Here is a 16,825-nt window from a genome sequence, read left to right as displayed (position 1 = left end):
TTAATAGGTCCTGAGCCTAGGTTCTGCGCATATTGACCTGATCTGATCTGCACGAAAATAGCAGCGACAGAGATGACCGCGAGGTAATGCCTCGCGGTCTTTTCGCATCAAGTTGCCCATATCGAGATTGCCCAAGCTTTGAAAAACAGGCTTCGCCAGGATATCGCCAAGCGTAGAGGCGTTGAGCGAAAGGATAATTTAAACCCCGCAAAAGCACCTTTAAATCATCTGTTCTGCACACCGGGAATAGGTCCTAGGAGTCAGCGGTGTTGCCGTCTTCCAGCTTGCGCTGCAAAGTGGCAATGACTTTGCGGGTCACCTCAATGTCCTCGGGCTCAAGACCTTCAGCAAGATCATTCACCCACGGCGTTTGTAACTGCATGGCATCATCGTAAGCCTTCATCCCTTCGTCAGTAAGAACGACGAGTTGTGCACGCCGGTGATGGGGGTTTGGCTGAAAGGTGACGAGGCCATCCCGCGCCAGATCATTGACAATACGCTGCACATTCTGGCGGTTCACCCCCATATCGCGGGCGATCCATGCCACCGGTTGCGGGCGTTCCGCAACAATCATGGTGCCGAGGATTTGCCAGCGGGCGCTGGTCAGTCCAAGGGGCGCAACAAGCCTGTCCCCCGCCGTAAGGATGCGACTATTAAGCCTTAACAGGTCAAGGATCGTGTCGCTCAAGACGGCGCCAGCCGGGGTTCGTTTCTCTTTCTTCATTTCAAACCATACAACCCAATTGACAACATGATGTCAAAATAATAATACTCAATACCAGATTGACATTACAACACCATATTGAAATAGCAGACATGGTCAACATCATTCATCCTGTTGCGGGCGGGATCGCCCTTCTCACCATCGTCATCTTTTGGCTCTCAACCGTGTTTGGCGAGATGTTTGGCTCGGTCAACACGATTATCGCCATCAAGAACATCATCCCGTGGGGCTTTTTGCTGCTTATTCCCGCGCTCGCTGCGACCGGCGGGACGGGATTTAATTTGGCCCGCGGACGACGGCCAAAAGTGATTACAACAAAGATCAGGCGAACCATTGCCTGTGCCATCAACGGCCTTCTGGTTCTTGTGCCTTCGGCACTGTTTCTGGCCTTTAAGGCACGGGCGAACGAGCTTGATACCGTTTTCTATGCGGTGCAGGCCCTCGAGCTTTGTGCCGGTGCGCTCAATATCACGCTGCTTGGCCTCAATATGCGCGACGGTTTCAAACTGACACGCCGTTTCCTGTCCCCGGCCAATATGTCCCCGACTGATCCGCAATAAAGGACGTTAAAACAATGAAATTTGCCGAAATGGACCCGACCGTAACGCTTGCAGCACAATTAGCCGATGACGGTGGTGCCGTAATCCTGATCAACACGCTGACCGTTCCGCCAGAAGACGCCGACAAGCTGGTAACGGCGTGGACGCACGACGCCGCCCTCATGAAGGCGCAACCGGGCTTTATCTCTACCCAACTTCACCGGGGCATTGCCGGAAGTGGGACATTCCTGAATTATGCCGTTTGGCAATCCACCGCCCATTTCCGCGCGGCCTTCAACGATCCCGAATTTCAGGCGCAGTTGGGGAATTATCCAGCCTCCACCACAGCAAGCCCGCACCTTTTTCGCAAGGTTGACGTGCCCGGTATCTGTGTGGCTTAACGGCGGCACCTTGCCGTTTCAAACGACGTTCCCCTTTAGCACATTTCCAGGTCCGCCGGGTCAATCTGGTCCCCGAAATCAAAAAATCCGGCCCCAAAACGAGGCCGGATTGTCAGAAAGACGAGTGAGGCAGCCTTACGCTGCCATTAGCCAACGGGATAAAACCCGCCCCAAAAGCAAAACCTAGATCGTGCGCACCTTAACCGGGCGTTCCACCTGAACTTTAAGACGGTTGCGAATGGGGCGGCCAAATGTGTCGGACGAAATTTCAAATTCGTCACCATCCTGTGTGGTCACACCATCAGCGAAGCTAAGAGTTGCCGTACCAAAATAATGGGCGTGAATATCACCGGGGCGACAGAACAGGTCGTATTTGAAATGATGATATTCGAGGTTTGCCAATGAATGCGACATGTTGTCTTCACCGCTGACGAACTGTTTTTCCCAAATTACCTTACCATCCCGATACAGCCGTGATGTGCCTTCGACATGGGATGGTAAATCGCCCAACAGCAGTTCCGGCCCCAGTGCGCAGGCACGCAACTTTGAATGCGCCAGATAAAGATAATTCTGACGTTCCATCACATGGTCGGAAAATTCGTTGCCAATGGCAAAGCCCAGACGCACCGGCGTGCCATCCTCGTCGATCATGTAAATAGCAGCGATTTCAGGTTCTTCGCTGCCATCGAGCGCAAAAGACGGACTGGGAATATCAGCCCCCGGTGCAACAACCACCGACCCGTCTCCTTTGTAAAACCATTCAGGCTGCACACCATGCTGACCGGCCGCAGGTTTGCCGCCCTCAACGCCCATGCGAAACATCTTCATGGAATCGGTTTCATCGGCTTTTTTATGATCGCCCGTATGCATATTTGCCCGTGCCGATGCCGACCCCAGATGGGTAAGGCCCGTTCCAGTCACCAGAAAATGCGCCGGGTCGGAATGGCTGATGGGCGGCAACAAACGACCCGATTTGGCAACAACGTTATAATCAATACGTTCATCGCCCATTTGTGCGGTTGCGGCCCGAACCAGGGTTTCCCCGTCGGCCAGCGCAATTTTCGCCAGTTCCCGAACCGAGGCCACACCCCGCAAGGGAACAAGGGTGTCGCTATCTTCAACAACGGCAACAGAAGCGTTGCCTTCTTCATCACGAAATTGAACCAGTCTCATTTTTTTATCCTGAAAGAACTTAAGCGGGCTTAAACCCAGCCGCCATCAACAATGAAATTTTGCGACGAAATCATCCGGCTTTCGTCCGAGGCCAGGAACAACGCCATGCGCGCAATATCATCAGGCATAACCTTGTTTTTCAGGCATTGCCGTTCGGCAATTTCCTTTTCAGCGGCTTCATCGACCCAAAGATCAAGCTGGCGCTGTGTCATTACCCAGCCCGGGACCAGCGTGTTCACCCGTATGCCATCTTTGCCAAGGTCGCGCGCCATGCCGCGTGTCAGGCCCTGCACGGCGGATTTGGCCGTGGTATAGCCGGGCATACCGCCCTGCCCCATCATCCAGCTGACCGAGCCAAAATTTACAATAGAGCCGCCCCCGGCCTTGATCATCATCGGCGCAACGGCCTGAATGGCAAAAAATGCCGGCCGAATATTAATCGCCTGGCGCTGATCCCAATATTCCGGGGTCACGTCCTGCCACTTATGGCGGGTGTCGTTGGCAACATTATTTAGCAATACCGAAATTGGCCCGTTCTGGGCACTTGCATCCCCAACGGCACGACGCAAGGCATCAATATTGGTTAAATCGCATTCGATAAAAATCGGTGCATGGGATGACGACTTCGCAAGTTCCTGCACCAGCGCCTGCCCCTCATCGCGAAGGATATCAACAAAGGCGACCTTGGCACCCTGTTCGCAAAAAGCTTCGACCAGTGCCTTGCCAATGCCCGTCGCACCACCGGTAATAAAAACCGAGGCATCCTGAAGGCTGGTATAATGAGTTGGTTTGCGATCAGCCATGATGGCGCTTTCTCCCTTGATCGATTTAACCTTGGACCGCTTGGCAACAAAGTTGCAAACGTAAATCACATTAAAGAAACCCGGCATCGGCCCGTGACAAACCCTGTGACACATCCGGAATTGTCGTTTTAACACCTGCTGCCAGCACTATTTTCAGGCTCGGCGCTGCCTTGTTGCAAGGCACTTTTCGCCGGGAAAATAACTTTCAAACTGGCTTTCATGACATTGACAGGCATCATGCAAAAAATGGCACAGGGCACTATTCCCTGAAAGCCTTGCAAATGAGCATTCCACGGCGGCGCTCCGGTTTCCTCCTGATAGCGGGCTATCTTGTGACAACCTTATTCTTCATACTATAACAGTAATGATCAATCCCACCAAAGGTGTCAAGATAGCAGACAGGGGAAATATGAAAACATCCCTGCTTTTACCCCTGTCCGTGATGGGGTATAAGCCAGCGGGTAAGACTTCGGAAATTTGTGTATTGCGCAAAAAACCGGCATGCAAAGCCGGTTGACCCGGCCTGATATTGCTGGTCAAATATATTCATATGATATGAATAATGTGCCCTTTGGGCGAAACTGGACGGCTTTGCGCGCTGCACCAAGGGAAAATCAAATTATGTCATCCATGTCTCGAACCTATGCCAGGCGTAGTCTGCACAGTATCGTTGCCCATGATCTGGGACGACGCATTGTGTCGGGGCAACTGACACCGGGTGACAATTTGCCAACCGAAGCGCAGTTAAGCGAAACGCTGGATGTATCGCGCACCGCCCTGCGCGAAGCGATCAAAATTTTATCAGCCAAGGGCCTGATTGAAAGCCGCCCGAAAACCGGCACAAGGGTAAAGCCCCGCCATTTCTGGAACCTGCTGGACCCTGATGTTTTATCGTGGCATTTCCCCGATCCGGACCCGGCGTTTCTCTATGGCCTGTTTGAAACCCGCCTGATCATTGAACCCAACACCGCCGCCATGGCCGCAGAACGGCGCAGCGAAGCGCAGCTTGAAACCATTCGCAATACCTATCTGAGCATGGAACAGGCCGAACCGGGCACCGAAGCGGTTTATTTAACCGACCTTGAGTTTCATCAGGCCATTCTCGATGCCTCGCAAAATGATTTCATGAAATCACTGGGCATGCTGATTGAAAGCGCGCTGATCGGGTCGTTTCGCATGTCAAGCGGCGGGCCAAAGGCACATGTGCAATCGCTTCCCAGCCACAAGGCCGTTTATCAGGCCATTGCCGACCGCGACCCCGATGCCGCGCGCACTGTGATGCGGCAATTGCTGCGTCAGACCATGATGCAACTGCGCGACCAGTTGGGCATGAAAGGCAGCACCGATTGGGACCGGATTACGTTGTAATCGCCAGACAACGGCTGCCAATCGCTTTTTTCATATCGCCAGACAAACATAAGGGCCGCCTTTTATGGCGGCCCATATGCTTTTGCTATCACAAATAACCGGCAAGGTTATGTTGCCCCGGCCCGCATCCCGGAAAAGGACCGCGTGATCAGGCGTTGCAGCACAATAAATCCAAACAGCAAGCCGCCAATCACGATTTTGGTCCACCAGCTGTTTAACGAGCCATCAAAGGCGATCAGGGTTTGAATAACCCCCATGATGATCCCGCCAAAGAATGTGCCGGCAACAAAGCCCATACCGCCCGTAAGCAATGTTCCGCCAATCACAACGGCAGCAATGGCATCAAGCTCCACACCGACCGCGGCCAGCGGATAGGCCGATGCGGTATAAAAGGCAAACACCACACCGGCCAGCGCGCTGAAAATACCGCTTAGCATGTAAACCTGTATAATCGTCCGTTCGACCGGGATGCCCAGCAATTGTGCTGATTGCCGATCCCCGCCAATGGCATAAACATTTCGCCCAAAGCGGGTGTAATGCGCAAACACGATGCCAGACATAACGGCAACCAGCATTACAATCGCGGATGCACTTAGCCAGCCCCGCCCCGGCAGCGGAATACGAAATCCGCCAAAGGCACTGACAAAATCATGGGTAATTGGCACGGAATCGAGATTGATCAGAAAACACATTCCGCGCAGAAAAAACATGCCTGCCAGCGTGATGATAAAAGGCTGAATGTCGAATTTGGCAATGATCAGCCCCATAAAGGCCCCGAATGCCGCACCAAACACCAGTGAAATAACAACTGCGACCAGCGGATGAATACCAAAACCCGTAACCAGTTCGGCCATCAGCACACCGACAAAGGCAATCATGGAGCCAACCGAAAGATCAATGCCACCCGATAGGATGACAAACGTCATGCCAACGGCGGTAATGATCAAAAAGGCGTTATCGGTCAGAAGGTTGCCCAGAACATAGGTATCGCTAAAGGCGCGATATTCAAATATGCCATAGCCATAAAGCAGGGCACAGACCGCCAATGTCGCCAATAGCGGATAATAACGTTCGTTTATCATTGTGGGTCCCTCCGGCGCCAGAACCTGCCCATCATTTGTCGTGCCCGGGGTGCTTGCACCAGCAACACCACCATTACCACGGCAGCCTTGACGATCAGGGTGTATTGCGATGGCAAACCCGAAAGCAAAATACCGGTGCCAAGGGCCTGAATGATCAACACACCCACAACGGTCAATGCCAGATAAAACCGACCGCCCATTAACGATGCCCCCCCAACAACAACCGCCAGAATGGCATCAAGTTCCAGCCACAAACCGGCATTGTTGGCATCGGCCCCGCGAATGTCAGCCGCAATGATGATACCGGCCACAGCCGAACACAGGCCGGAAATAACATAGGCCAAAACCTTGATCCCGCGCGCATCGATCCCGGCCAGGCGACTGGCCCGGGCATTGCCGCCCACGGCCTCGACAAACAGGCCAAGGGCGGTTTTGCGCATGATGGCCCACAAACCGGCAATCACGATGGCAGCAATAATGACGCGCCATGGAATACCCAGCAAATAGCCGCTGCCAATGGCCTCAAAAAACGCGCCGTGAAAGGTAACGATCTGACCGTCCGTAATCATTTGCGCAATGCCGCGCCCCGCCACCATCAGAATCAGGGTGGCGATAATCGGCTGAATATCCAGATAGGCAACCAGAATGCCATTCCACAGCCCGCACAACAGCCCGGCCCCAAGGGCCGCCAGAATAACGATAAAGGGCGACAGGCTGGTATCGCGGATCAAAACCGCCATTACTGCCCCTGAAATAGCGATGACAGAGCCGACCGACAAATCAATGCCCCGCGTGCCAATGACAATTGCCATGCCCACAGCCACCAGGGCGGTCGATGCCCCCCGGTGGATAATATCCACCAACGAGCCATATAAATGCCCGTCAACGACCTTGATATTGAAAAAGGATGGCGAAATAAGCCCGTTGGCAACAATAACCAGCACCAGTGCAATCACCGGCCCTAGCCATTGCCGCGACAAAAGCCCACCTGCCGGGCCTTTCCTGCCACCATTTTGCGGCGATTTTTTCGTATCTTGCAATGTTGTCATCGTGCAATCGCCTCGATGATATTGTTTTGGGTAATGTCCGCACCGGAAAGTTCGGTTGCCAGTTCGCGATCACGCAAAACAGCCACCCGGTCGGCAAAGGCAACGATTTCTTCCAGCTCCGACGATGCCACCAGCAAAGCCAGCCCTTCGTCGCACAAATCGCGGATCAGCTTGATGATATCGGCGTGGGCCCCCACATCAATGCCCCGGGTGGGTTCATCCAAAATCAGGAAAACCGGTTTCGATACCAGCCAGCGCGCCAGAATAACCTTTTGCTGGTTCCCGCCCGAAAGCTGGCCCACCGGCTTTTCACGGTCTGGCGTGGCAATGCCCAAAGCCGCAATCATGTCGTCAGCAAATTTGTCCTGTTCGGCGCGGGGAATGGGCCGCAACCAACCGCGTCTGCCCTGCAACGCCAGGGCAATATTTTCGCGCACCCCCAGTTCGGGCACAATACCATCCTGTTTGCGGTCTTCGGGACACAGGCCAAACCCGGCACGGATCGCCTGCCGGGGCGATCGCAACATTACGGGTTTGTCGTCTAAAAACACCAGGCCGCTATCGGCACGCTGGGCGCCAAAAACCAGTTCGGCCAGTTCTGTCCGGCCCGACCCCAAAAGCCCGGCCAGGCCAACAATTTCCCCGCCCGATAAATTCAGCGTCACCGGGTTTAACACCCGTTTTTTACCCAGATTTTTAATACGAATATGATTACCACGATCGACCACGCCATCCCTGGCATGGTGACGATGTGCGCTGATTTCGGCCAATTCCCGACCCAGCATATGGTTGATCAAATCAATTTGCGGCAGGTTTGCTGTTTCAAAGGTGCCGACCAAACGCCCGTTGCGCAAAACCGTAATACGGTCGGTAATTTCGTAAACCTGATCAAGGAAATGGGTGACAAAAATAATGCCAAGCCCCTTGTCCTTTAACGCACGCATGGTACGAAACAGGGTTTTAATCTCGTCGGCATCCAGCGACGCTGTGGGTTCATCCAAAATCAAAACCCGTGCATCAAGGGCAACGGCCCGGGCAATGGCCACCAATTGCTGAATGGCGACAGAATAGGACCCAAGGGCACGATTGATATCAATATCAAGCCCCAGAATTTTCAACGCTTCACGGGCATCCGCCTCGGTTTTCTTCCACGAAATTAACCCAAATTTACGGGTCTGACGTTCCAGCATCAGGTTTTCAGCCACCGACAAGGTCGGCACCAGGTTCACTTCCTGAAACACCGTTGAAATACCAAGATGCTGCGCCTCGCCGGGGTGGCCGGGATGAATTTCAACACCGTCAAGCTGCACTGACCCGGCATCACGCGCATGCACGCCGGTTATCACCTTGATCAAGGTCGATTTTCCGGCCCCGTTTTCGCCCAAAAGCGCATGAATTTCGCCCGCCATCAACGCAAAATCAACATCCTGCAAGGCTTTGACACCGGGAAAAAATTTGCCCACACCACGCGCAGACAGCACCGGCTGTGCCATATCTGCCATATGATCCTCCCTGATTTTTCGTCGCTGTTGCGCAAAAGGGCGTGTCCCCGGTTTGCCAAAGGACACGCCAATTTGCCAGCAATTCTGCCAGGTGTTTTTCCTGGCGCAGTTCTCAGCTGTTATCAGCTGCCGCTGCGTTTTTTGTATTCTTCAGCTGCCGTATCAGGCAGGTAAAGCGGACCATTGGCCTTGATCCATTTTGGCACGTCCTTGCCATCCATCGATGCCTTGATTGCATCAAATGCCGGGGCACCCAGATGCGGGTTCAGCTCGATCGAGGCATTGGTTTCACCATCGGCCATGGCCTTGAAAATATCAGGAACCCCGTCAATCGACACAATCAAAAGGTCCTTGCCCGGTTCCAGCCCGGCTTCCTTGATCGCCTGAACAGCCCCCAATGCCATATCGTCGTTATGGGCATAAACCGCACAAATGCCTTTACCGCCATTTTCAGCCTTCAGGAAACTTTCCATCACTTCCTTGCCGCCCGAGCGGGTAAAGTCGCCGGACTGCGACCGCAGGATTTTCATATTCGGGAAATTATCGATAATGGCCTGGAAACCTGCCTTACGATCATTGGCCGCCGACGAGCCAACGGTCCCTTGCAGTTCAACCAGATCACAAACACCATTGGTTTTTGCCGCCAGCCATGATGCGGCAAGTGCGCCTTCCTGCACAAAGTCAGACGCGACCTTGGTTAAATACAACGACTTGTCAGCCGCAACCCCGCGATCGACCAGCACCACAGGAATACCGGCATCCTTGGCTTCTTTCAAAACCTGATCCCAGCCGGTTTCAACAACCGGAGCCAGCAAAATACCGTCAACACCCTGGGCAATAAAAGACCGCACCGCCTTGATCTGGTTTTCCTGTTTTTGCTGTGCATCGGAAAACTTCAAATCAATGCCGCGTTTTTCCGCCTCGGCCTTGATCGATGCGGTTTCGGATGTGCGCCAGCCGCTTTCCGACCCGATTTGGGAAAAGCCGATAATCATTTCAGCCTGCGCTGCAACCGAAAGCCCCATGCCAATACACATGGTCGCACCGGCAAAAGCCAGTTTTTTAAGCCGTTTCATTATTTCCTCCCTGAATTGGCCTTCTCATCAAAAGCCATATAGTAATACAATATGATTGTTACCAAGACAATCACATCAGCAACCATGAATTGATACCCGTGGATTTCTGCGGTTTTATCAGGGACGAAAACCGAAAAAAGGACACAGCAATAATGCCCGGAAACACGCTTCACAGGCTCACAACCCTAGAAAATCAAAAGATTCGCGTCGGGTTTTGCAATCAGGGGGCGCGAATTATGTCTTTTTGCCTGAAAAGTGAAAAAGATGATCCCGTAAATATTGCACTGGGCTTTCCCGACGTCACAGATTACGCCAAACAGGACAGCTACATTGGCGCAACCTGCGGGCGATACGCCAACCGCATTTCCGGCGCAAGCTACACCGATTTACATAACACCAGGGTTTCGCTTGTCGCCAATGAAGGCCAAAACCTGCTGCATGGCGGCCCGAACGGATTTGACCGGCGAACCTGGATGATCATGGAAGAAACGCCAACCAGCGTGATTTATGCCCTATCCTCGCCCGACGGCGATCAGGGCTTTCCCGGCGCATTCCACACAACGGTTCGTTACGAATTGGCGGGTACCAGCCTGCGATGTGAAATTTCGGCCACTTGCGATGCACCGACCATCGTTAACATGACCAATCATACCTACTGGAACCTGTCGGGCCGGTTTGACCAAAGTGCCGCCGACCACGAATTACAAATTCATGCCGACCAGTATTTACCGGTTGATGATGATTTAATTCCCTTGCCCGGCCGGGCTGATGTGGCAGGTACGGCATTTGATTTTCGAACACCCCGAACCATTCATGCCCCATCAAACACGCAAGGTGAAAAAACGGCCTATGATCATAATTTTTGCCTGACAGGGAAACGCGGCACATTACGGAAAATCGCGACACTTTATCATGGCGCAAGCAACCGAAAACTAAGCCTTTCCAGTACAGAAGCAGGTTTGCAGTTTTACCTGTCCAAACACTTTAACAGTACAATGACAGCGCAAAACGGCGACAAACTACACCCGCAAGCCGGCATCGCGCTGGAGCCACAAACTTTTCCGAACAGCCCAAACCGCGACGATTTCCCGGCCCCGTTCCTAAACCCGGGGGATACATACTCCCACATTATGGTTTGGCAAATTGAAAGCTAGTTGTTGCGCAACCGCGGCCATAACAAACGGTCGATGGCAAAACGCCCGCCACCGATGGCCGCCAGAACAATCAGGGGAAAAACCCACAATACCCGCTGGTCCAAAACGCTTGCCGGGTCGCCGTCAAACAGCGCCCCCGGCATTGCCCCATGGGCAAAAATATCGACCAGTGACTGAACAATAATAAACCCGATCATTCCCAGCGCCGCCAACCGGGTAGCAACCCCTAAAACAATCAATATCGGCAAAACAAATTCGGCCAGGGTTCCGGCAATGACAATAATGTGCCACGGAAAAAAGGCAATCGCCCCCGGATCATAGGAATGGGCTTCGGCAATGGTTGGAATAATTTGGGCAAACGCGCCCGGGCCAGGCATAAAAATGCCCAATGGCCCCATGCCCGGCTTGGTCATGGCGCTATTTAAATAATAAGGCCACAGCACAGCGGCAAAAACCAGCCGGGCGGTAAGACCTCCCAGCCAGTCATCCCAGTGTGCCTTGCCAAAGTCGCCCGCGCGATAAACCTGCGTGGTTATTTCCCTGATCGCCATTTTCGTCAAAACCCCTGGTCGCCTAGCGTAAAACCACAAAACATGCCCGATGCCAATAACCGGGCAAAAACCGGGGTTACGTCAAAATCGGCATCCTGCGCCAGGGCGTATTCAAACGCTTCGCCAACACTTGCCCCGGCCAACAATTGGCTGGCAAAATTACCCGCACCGCCATCAAGCAATGTCATCTGCACCTGAAAATGTGGTCGCGTAATCAATGCTGTTTCCGCACGGTCAGGAATTGGCACCTGTCGCGCCTGCTTGCGATCCGCCTGATTAGCCCGCCACAAGGACACAATTGGAAAATTCGATGAAACCATCCGGGTTGCCGGATGCACGCGAAAACAAAGCGAGATTAACCGGTCTTCCTGCCCTGCAAGATCCGTGACCATCATGGCGGGGGCGTCTGCCTCATGCAGGGCCTCCAGCCATGCACGTTCAGCCCGGGCGATATCAGGGATGTAAGGCACACGGGCCACGGCGTCGTTATCTGCCAAAAATGCAGCAAACCCCCGCCCATATAACGCAAGCGACGGGGAACGCTGGGGCTCGCTTCGCATATAATCGGCTGCCACGGCATAAAAAAACCGCTCGCCAACCAGGGTTTTCACCACCGGATAGGCCGCCGCCAATGCCTCTTGCAAACCGCGATGCACGTTATTGCGATAAATGGCAAACCGTCTTGCCGCCCTCTCATCCAATCCCGCAGGAAACGCCGCCGGGTCCTCATCCATCAACGCGGTTGCGAAGGCCTGATGAAAACCGGCATCGCTCGCTTCGCCGGTGTCATCCTCCTGCCGGTTTTGAATGCGGGCAATCATGACGCCACCCTTTGGCTTTGGTTTTCAGGCCAGTGCCGGCATTGGTCCAGTATATCGTTGGCATGGGCGGCCTCGGCGGCCAGCACTTGCCACGCGGGCACATCATTATCCCATTCGATCAGGGTGGGTTTTGCCCCCACACGCGTTATCAAACGCTGATAAAGCGCCCAAACCGGGTCTGCGACCGGGCGGGAATGGGTATCGATCAAAACATCATCGCGGGTATCGGCATCCTGTTCGTGCCCGGCCAAATGTATTTCGCCAATCAGGTCCGCGGGCAAAACATCGATATAATCATTTGCCGCAAATCCCAGGTTATGGGCACTGATGAAAATGTTATTCACATCAATCAGCAACCCACAGCCCGATTGCCTGGCCGCCTGAATAATAAAATCAGTTTCCGCCATCGAGTTTTGCGGCAACGCCAGATAGGAAGTTGGATTTTCGATCAATATCCGACGACCAACCGCGTTTTGCACTTCGTCAATTGCGTCGACCAAATGGGCCAGGGCCGCAGATGTTAACGGCGTTGGCAATAAATCAGCCAGATATTTGCCATCATGCCCCGACCACGCAATATGTTCCGACACCTGGGCGGGTTCAAACCTGTCAACCAAAGCCCGTAACGACCGCAAATGATTTTTGTCCAGCGGTTCCCCGCCGCCCAAAGACAAACCAACACCGTGCAATGATATGGGAAAGTTCTGGCGCAATTGCGTCAACATTTGCAAACGCGGCCCACCTGAAACCATATAATTTTCCGGATGAACTTCAAACCACGTTACAGGTTCGGCATTTTCAAAAACGTCTGCAATATGGTCGGCTTTAAACCCCACACCGGCCTGCGCCGGAAGGGAAGCCGCCGGTATAACATTTTTGGAAATGCGATCCTGGTCAGGGGCAATACCTGTCGTCACGATGCTGTCCTTTGCTTCAGTCATGTCGTTGCCCAAAAATTCCGGCGCGCCTGAAAAACCGGCGCGCCGGGAAATGACTTACATTTCAGGCAGATCACGATCGAGCTTTGTAAGGCTGCCATGGACCATACGGCCATCTGACGTGGTAAAGGACATTTCTTCACAGGTACCAGCCGGGACCAGCTTCCAGGAATTACCCTGATAATCAACCTTCGAGGTACCGGCACATGTGGTACCCGGGCCAGCGGCACATTCATTCTGACCTGCCAGGGAAACGCCAAAGCATTTTTCCTGGCCATCTGCGGCGGAAGCATGGGTTGCGGCCATGGTCAGACCGGCTGAAAGTGCTGCTGCCAAAACAAGTGCGTTTTTCATTTCTGTTTTCCCTTTGGTGAAAATTCCCGATTTTTCATGTTGCCGCGTTCTTTCCAATTCGCGGCGACCTTCATTTGATAGCAACCGCAACGCGCCTCGTCATTGCAACTCCTGCACACAAGCCATCAACAGGGTGTGATGATTAATCCTTTTCAAATCACGCCTATGTGAGAATTCGCGGCTATATTTTCAGTTGCTTTTCCACCTTTTGTCGTTCGTTGCGACATTTCAAATCGCCCAAAATATCAACCTATGGTTATGCATCGGGTTTGACAAAGATCGCACAACCAGGCTTTTGGAACTGGCCGCATGGCGTCCGTCAAAATCGGCCTGAGCACTGAAAATAATGGAATAATCGTTTTATAACTAATCGTAAAAATCAGGCATCCAACTACCAATACCCCATCGCCATATAGGCGAATGCTCTCTCTTCCTTGTCACCAAAACAAAGAAAGAAAAATTCGCTTGACCTTTAAATGTCAATCATCATTTATAATGGTTAAATTATCACCATCATTTAACGGCATGACGTTGCCGTCTGAAAGGCTCACAAATGCGTTATCATCTGCTTGGCTCTCATACCGGTTTACGGGTATCTGAACTGGTTTTAGGAACGGGAACGTTTGGCACACGGTGGGGGCATGGTGCCAGTTTTGACGAATCAGGTCGTATCCTGGCCCGTTATCTTGATGCGGGTGGTAATTTTATCGACACGGCGGATTCGTATCAATTTGGTGAATCCGAAGAATGGCTGGGACGCCTGATCGGCAAAAATCGCCCGGAACTGATTTTGGCAACCAAATATACAATGGGTGCCGCCCCGCAAAGCACCCTTGCAGGCAGTGGCAACAGCCGCAAAAATATGATTGCATCCGTTGATGCCAGCCTGAAACGTCTTAATACCGATTACATAGACCTTTATTGGGTACATTTCAGCGACGGCATGACACCCGGCGATGAAATTTTGCGAGGTCTGGATGACCTTTCCCGGGCGGGTAAAATTCTTTATGCAGGCCTGTCGGACTTTCCGGCATGGCGGGTGTCGCGTATGGCAACCCTTGCCGAATTACGCAACCAGTTACCGGTAGCCGCCCTTCAGGTTGAACACAGCCTGGTTCAACGCACAACCGAACATGACTTGCTGCCGATGGCCAATGCCTTGGGTCTGGGCGTTGTGGCATGGTCACCCTTAGGCGGCGGCATGTTGACCGGAAAATATCGCACTGGCGATACCGGGCGCGCACAGGGATTGGGTGGAAAAGTCTTTCAGGCCGAAAACAGCCCCCAACGCACCGCCATTCTCGATACAGTCATCGCCATTGCCACAGAACATGGCGTAACCCCCGGACAGGTAGCCATTGCCTGGGTTGCGGCCAGGGGGCCCTTGCCCATCATTGGCCCGCGCACGGTTTCCCAGCTTGTCGATAATCTTGCTGCCCTTGATCTGGTGCTCTCTACCGACGACCTTGGCCGCCTTGATGCCGTCAGCGCGCTTGACCCGATATTTCCCCACAGCCTGAACAATGCACCGGAAAACCGCAATCGCGTTTCAGGCGGCATGTTCGACCATATCAATCTCCCCATACGCCCGGTTGCCTAATACCAATGATCGATGTGAAGAACTACCGACAATTAGATAGGCACAACTGCACTGTGCGGCCAGTGCCGCGAAAGGCAAGGCCCTCGTCACGCCCGCCTGCCTGCCCGCCGGTCGATTAAGGGACTTGTCAATCAGGTTCGATCAACAGGCTTTGGTATCCCCCCAACATCACCTTTCAAAATCAGCCCGGCACATAAAATCCACCGTGCCGGGCCAGCAGGATTTTTCCTATGCTCGCGCATTTTCTTTCCATCCGTCTTGGCCAGCGCAACATTCATTATGGCTGGGTCATGGCTGCGGTCACCTTTTTAACCATGCTGGGCACGGCAGGTGCTGTTGGCGCACCGGGCGTTTTTATTGTGCCGCTTGAAAAACAGTTTGGCTGGGATGCGGCCGAAATATCCTCTGCCCTTGCCATCCGGTTTGCCCTGTTTGGCATGATGGGGCCATTTGCCGCCGCCTTCATGAACCGCTTTGGCGTGCGGCAGGTGGTAATGGCATCCCTGCTTATTGTTCTGACCGGCCTTCTTTTATCGCTGGCAATGACCCGGCTTTGGCAACTGGTTGTATTATGGGGCATTGTTATTGGCCTTGGTACCGGACTTACAGCCATTGTTTTAGGGGCAACCGTTGCCACCCGATGGTTCCATGCCCGGCGCGGGCTGGTCTTAGGTTTGCTAACAGCAAGCTCTGCCACCGGCCAACTGGTATTTTTGCCCATATTGGCCCGCGTGACCGACCAATATGGCTGGCAAACCGCCTTGGCACTTATATGCTGTTTTCTGGGGTTCGTTGCTTTTGTCGTATGGGTGCTGATGCATAACCACCCGGCAGATGTTCATTTGCCGCCCTATGGGGCCGATGGCATAATCCATGTTCCGGCACAAAAAAGCAGCTTTGGCCAACTTTTCCTCGCCCCGCTTGTCGTCCTGCGTGATGCCGCCAAACACAAGGCCTTTTGGGTTTTGTTTGTCAGTTTCTTTATTTGCGGTGCCAGCACAAACGGACTGATTCAAACCCACTTCATTGCCTTGTGTGGGGATTACAGCATTGCCGCGGTTGCCGCCGCCAGCATGCTGGCCATGATGGGTATTTTCGATTTTGTCGGCACCATCGGTTCGGGCTGGTTATCCGACCGTTTCGACAGCCGCAAATTGCTATTTGCCTACTATGGTTTACGCGGTCTGTCGCTGGTTTACCTGCCGTTTTCCGACTTCACCTTATATGGCTTATCTATTTTTGCGGTGTTCTATGGCCTGGACTGGATCGCCACCGTTCCGCCAACAGTTAAACTGGTCGCACAGAATTTTGACGGGGCCAAAACCAATATTGTCTTTGGCTGGATTTTCGCAGGGCACCAACTCGGCGCAGCCGCAGCAGCTTTTGGCGGCGGACTTAGCCGAACAACCTATAATAGCTACCTGCCTGCTTTCTTTACCGCAGGTATCCTGTGCATCGCCGCCGCATTTCTGGTTTTACTCCTCCGACCAACCGGCGAGAAGGCGAAACTCCAAAAACTGGCAACATCCGTTTCCCGTTAATCGCCGTTCACTCACAAAGCACTCACAATGCACAAAATGCCCTCACTGCATGCGGCACAGGACCAAGGGCGTTTTCATTCAGCCCCCCTTAATACCTGGTTCAAAATCGTAATGTATGTGTGGACAGTTCCGCAATCTGCGCGCGGCTT

Annotated in this window: 17 protein-coding genes; 6 read left to right on the top strand and 11 right to left on the bottom strand. The window is 53.2% G+C overall.

What is annotated here, in order from left to right; translation table 11 throughout:
- Positions 1-253 precede the first annotated feature (253 nt).
- Positions 254-688: a MarR family winged helix-turn-helix transcriptional regulator gene (locus tag THS27_RS24255; RefSeq protein ID WP_246833096.1), complete on the bottom strand. Its 435-nt coding sequence runs from the start codon at positions 686-688 to the stop codon at positions 254-256.
- A gap of 128 nt (positions 689-816) precedes the next feature.
- On the opposite strand from THS27_RS24255, the gene THS27_RS24250 reads away from it, so the two are divergent.
- Both THS27_RS24250 and THS27_RS24245 read left to right on the top strand, forming a co-directional pair.
- On the top strand, positions 817-1,284 hold the full coding sequence (locus THS27_RS24250; protein WP_085595303.1) for a hypothetical protein: 468 nt from the start codon (positions 817-819) through the stop codon (positions 1,282-1,284).
- A 14-nt stretch (positions 1,285-1,298) separates the two neighbouring features.
- On the top strand, positions 1,299-1,664 hold the full coding sequence (locus tag THS27_RS24245) for an antibiotic biosynthesis monooxygenase (RefSeq protein WP_085595301.1): 366 nt from the start codon (positions 1,299-1,301) through the stop codon (positions 1,662-1,664).
- 183 nt (positions 1,665-1,847) lie between these two features.
- Here the strand turns inward: THS27_RS24245 and araD1 are convergent, their stop codons facing one another.
- Together araD1 and THS27_RS24235 are read right to left on the bottom strand one after the other, a co-directional pair.
- On the bottom strand, positions 1,848-2,837 hold the full coding sequence (gene araD1 / locus THS27_RS24240) for an AraD1 family protein (protein ID WP_085595299.1): 990 nt from the start codon (positions 2,835-2,837) through the stop codon (positions 1,848-1,850).
- Between the two features lie 29 nt (positions 2,838-2,866).
- Positions 2,867-3,640, bottom strand: a complete 774-nt coding sequence (locus tag THS27_RS24235) for an SDR family NAD(P)-dependent oxidoreductase (protein WP_085595312.1) — start codon at positions 3,638-3,640, stop codon at positions 2,867-2,869.
- A 621-nt stretch (positions 3,641-4,261) separates the two neighbouring features.
- Here THS27_RS24235 and THS27_RS24230 point away from each other — a divergent pair.
- On the top strand, positions 4,262-5,008 hold the full coding sequence (locus THS27_RS24230; RefSeq protein WP_085595310.1) for a FadR/GntR family transcriptional regulator: 747 nt from the start codon (positions 4,262-4,264) through the stop codon (positions 5,006-5,008).
- Positions 5,009-5,115: 107 nt separating this feature from the next.
- On the opposite strand, the gene yjfF is transcribed toward THS27_RS24230, so the two are convergent.
- The 4 genes from yjfF to THS27_RS24210 all read right to left on the bottom strand — a co-directional run bounded on the left by yjfF (position 5,116) and on the right by THS27_RS24210 (position 9,717).
- Positions 5,116-6,090: a galactofuranose ABC transporter, permease protein YjfF gene (gene yjfF, locus THS27_RS24225; RefSeq protein WP_085595297.1), complete on the bottom strand. Its 975-nt coding sequence runs from the start codon at positions 6,088-6,090 to the stop codon at positions 5,116-5,118.
- Entirely contained in the window at positions 6,087-7,139 is a 1,053-nt protein-coding gene (locus THS27_RS24220) for an ABC transporter permease (RefSeq protein ID WP_085595295.1), read from the bottom strand. The genes yjfF and THS27_RS24220 overlap by 4 nt, the downstream gene beginning before the upstream one ends.
- Positions 7,136-8,641, bottom strand: a complete 1,506-nt coding sequence (locus tag THS27_RS24215; RefSeq protein ID WP_085595293.1) for a sugar ABC transporter ATP-binding protein — start codon at positions 8,639-8,641, stop codon at positions 7,136-7,138. Before THS27_RS24215 ends, THS27_RS24220 begins: the two co-directional genes overlap by 4 nt.
- Before the next feature lie 122 nt (positions 8,642-8,763).
- Complete coding sequence (locus tag THS27_RS24210; protein ID WP_085595291.1) at positions 8,764-9,717, bottom strand: ABC transporter substrate-binding protein; 954 nt, start codon at positions 9,715-9,717, stop codon at positions 8,764-8,766.
- A 152-nt stretch (positions 9,718-9,869) separates the two neighbouring features.
- On the opposite strand from THS27_RS24210, the gene THS27_RS24205 reads away from it, so the two are divergent.
- Positions 9,870-10,871, top strand: coding sequence for an aldose epimerase family protein (locus THS27_RS24205; protein ID WP_085595289.1), 1,002 nt, complete (start codon positions 9,870-9,872; stop codon positions 10,869-10,871).
- Here THS27_RS24205 and THS27_RS24200 read toward each other — a convergent pair.
- The 4 genes from THS27_RS24200 to THS27_RS24185 are packed head-to-tail and all read right to left on the bottom strand — an operon-like array spanning position 10,868 to position 13,535.
- A complete protein-coding gene (locus tag THS27_RS24200) occupies positions 10,868-11,422 on the bottom strand; it encodes a DoxX family protein (RefSeq protein WP_085595287.1) in 555 nt (184 codons plus the stop codon). The genes THS27_RS24205 and THS27_RS24200 overlap by 4 nt on opposite strands.
- A gap of 5 nt (positions 11,423-11,427) precedes the next feature.
- Positions 11,428-12,243, bottom strand: a complete 816-nt coding sequence (locus THS27_RS24195; protein ID WP_085595285.1) for a DUF2063 domain-containing protein — start codon at positions 12,241-12,243, stop codon at positions 11,428-11,430.
- Entirely contained in the window at positions 12,240-13,184 is a 945-nt protein-coding gene (locus THS27_RS24190) for a DUF692 family multinuclear iron-containing protein (RefSeq protein WP_139835729.1), read from the bottom strand. Before THS27_RS24190 ends, THS27_RS24195 begins: the two co-directional genes overlap by 4 nt.
- A gap of 54 nt (positions 13,185-13,238) precedes the next feature.
- Positions 13,239-13,535: a DUF2282 domain-containing protein gene (locus THS27_RS24185; RefSeq protein WP_085595306.1), complete on the bottom strand. Its 297-nt coding sequence runs from the start codon at positions 13,533-13,535 to the stop codon at positions 13,239-13,241.
- A 553-nt stretch (positions 13,536-14,088) separates the two neighbouring features.
- Here THS27_RS24185 and THS27_RS24180 point away from each other — a divergent pair.
- Both THS27_RS24180 and THS27_RS24175 read left to right on the top strand, forming a co-directional pair.
- A complete protein-coding gene (locus tag THS27_RS24180) occupies positions 14,089-15,135 on the top strand; it encodes an aldo/keto reductase (RefSeq protein WP_085595283.1) in 1,047 nt (348 codons plus the stop codon).
- 230 nt (positions 15,136-15,365) lie between these two features.
- The gene (locus THS27_RS24175) at positions 15,366-16,676 is read left to right on the top strand and encodes an MFS transporter (protein WP_085595281.1); all 1,311 of its coding nucleotides are present in this window, start codon (positions 15,366-15,368) and stop codon (positions 16,674-16,676) included.
- Positions 16,677-16,825: the final 149 nt, after the last annotated feature.

This window comes from Thalassospira sp. MCCC 1A01428 (assembly GCF_002115825.1).
In the GTDB taxonomy this organism is placed as follows: domain Bacteria; phylum Pseudomonadota; class Alphaproteobacteria; order Rhodospirillales; family Thalassospiraceae; genus Thalassospira.
The sequence above is the reverse complement of the archived record's forward strand: the minus strand, read 5'-3'. Positions and strand labels throughout refer to the sequence as shown.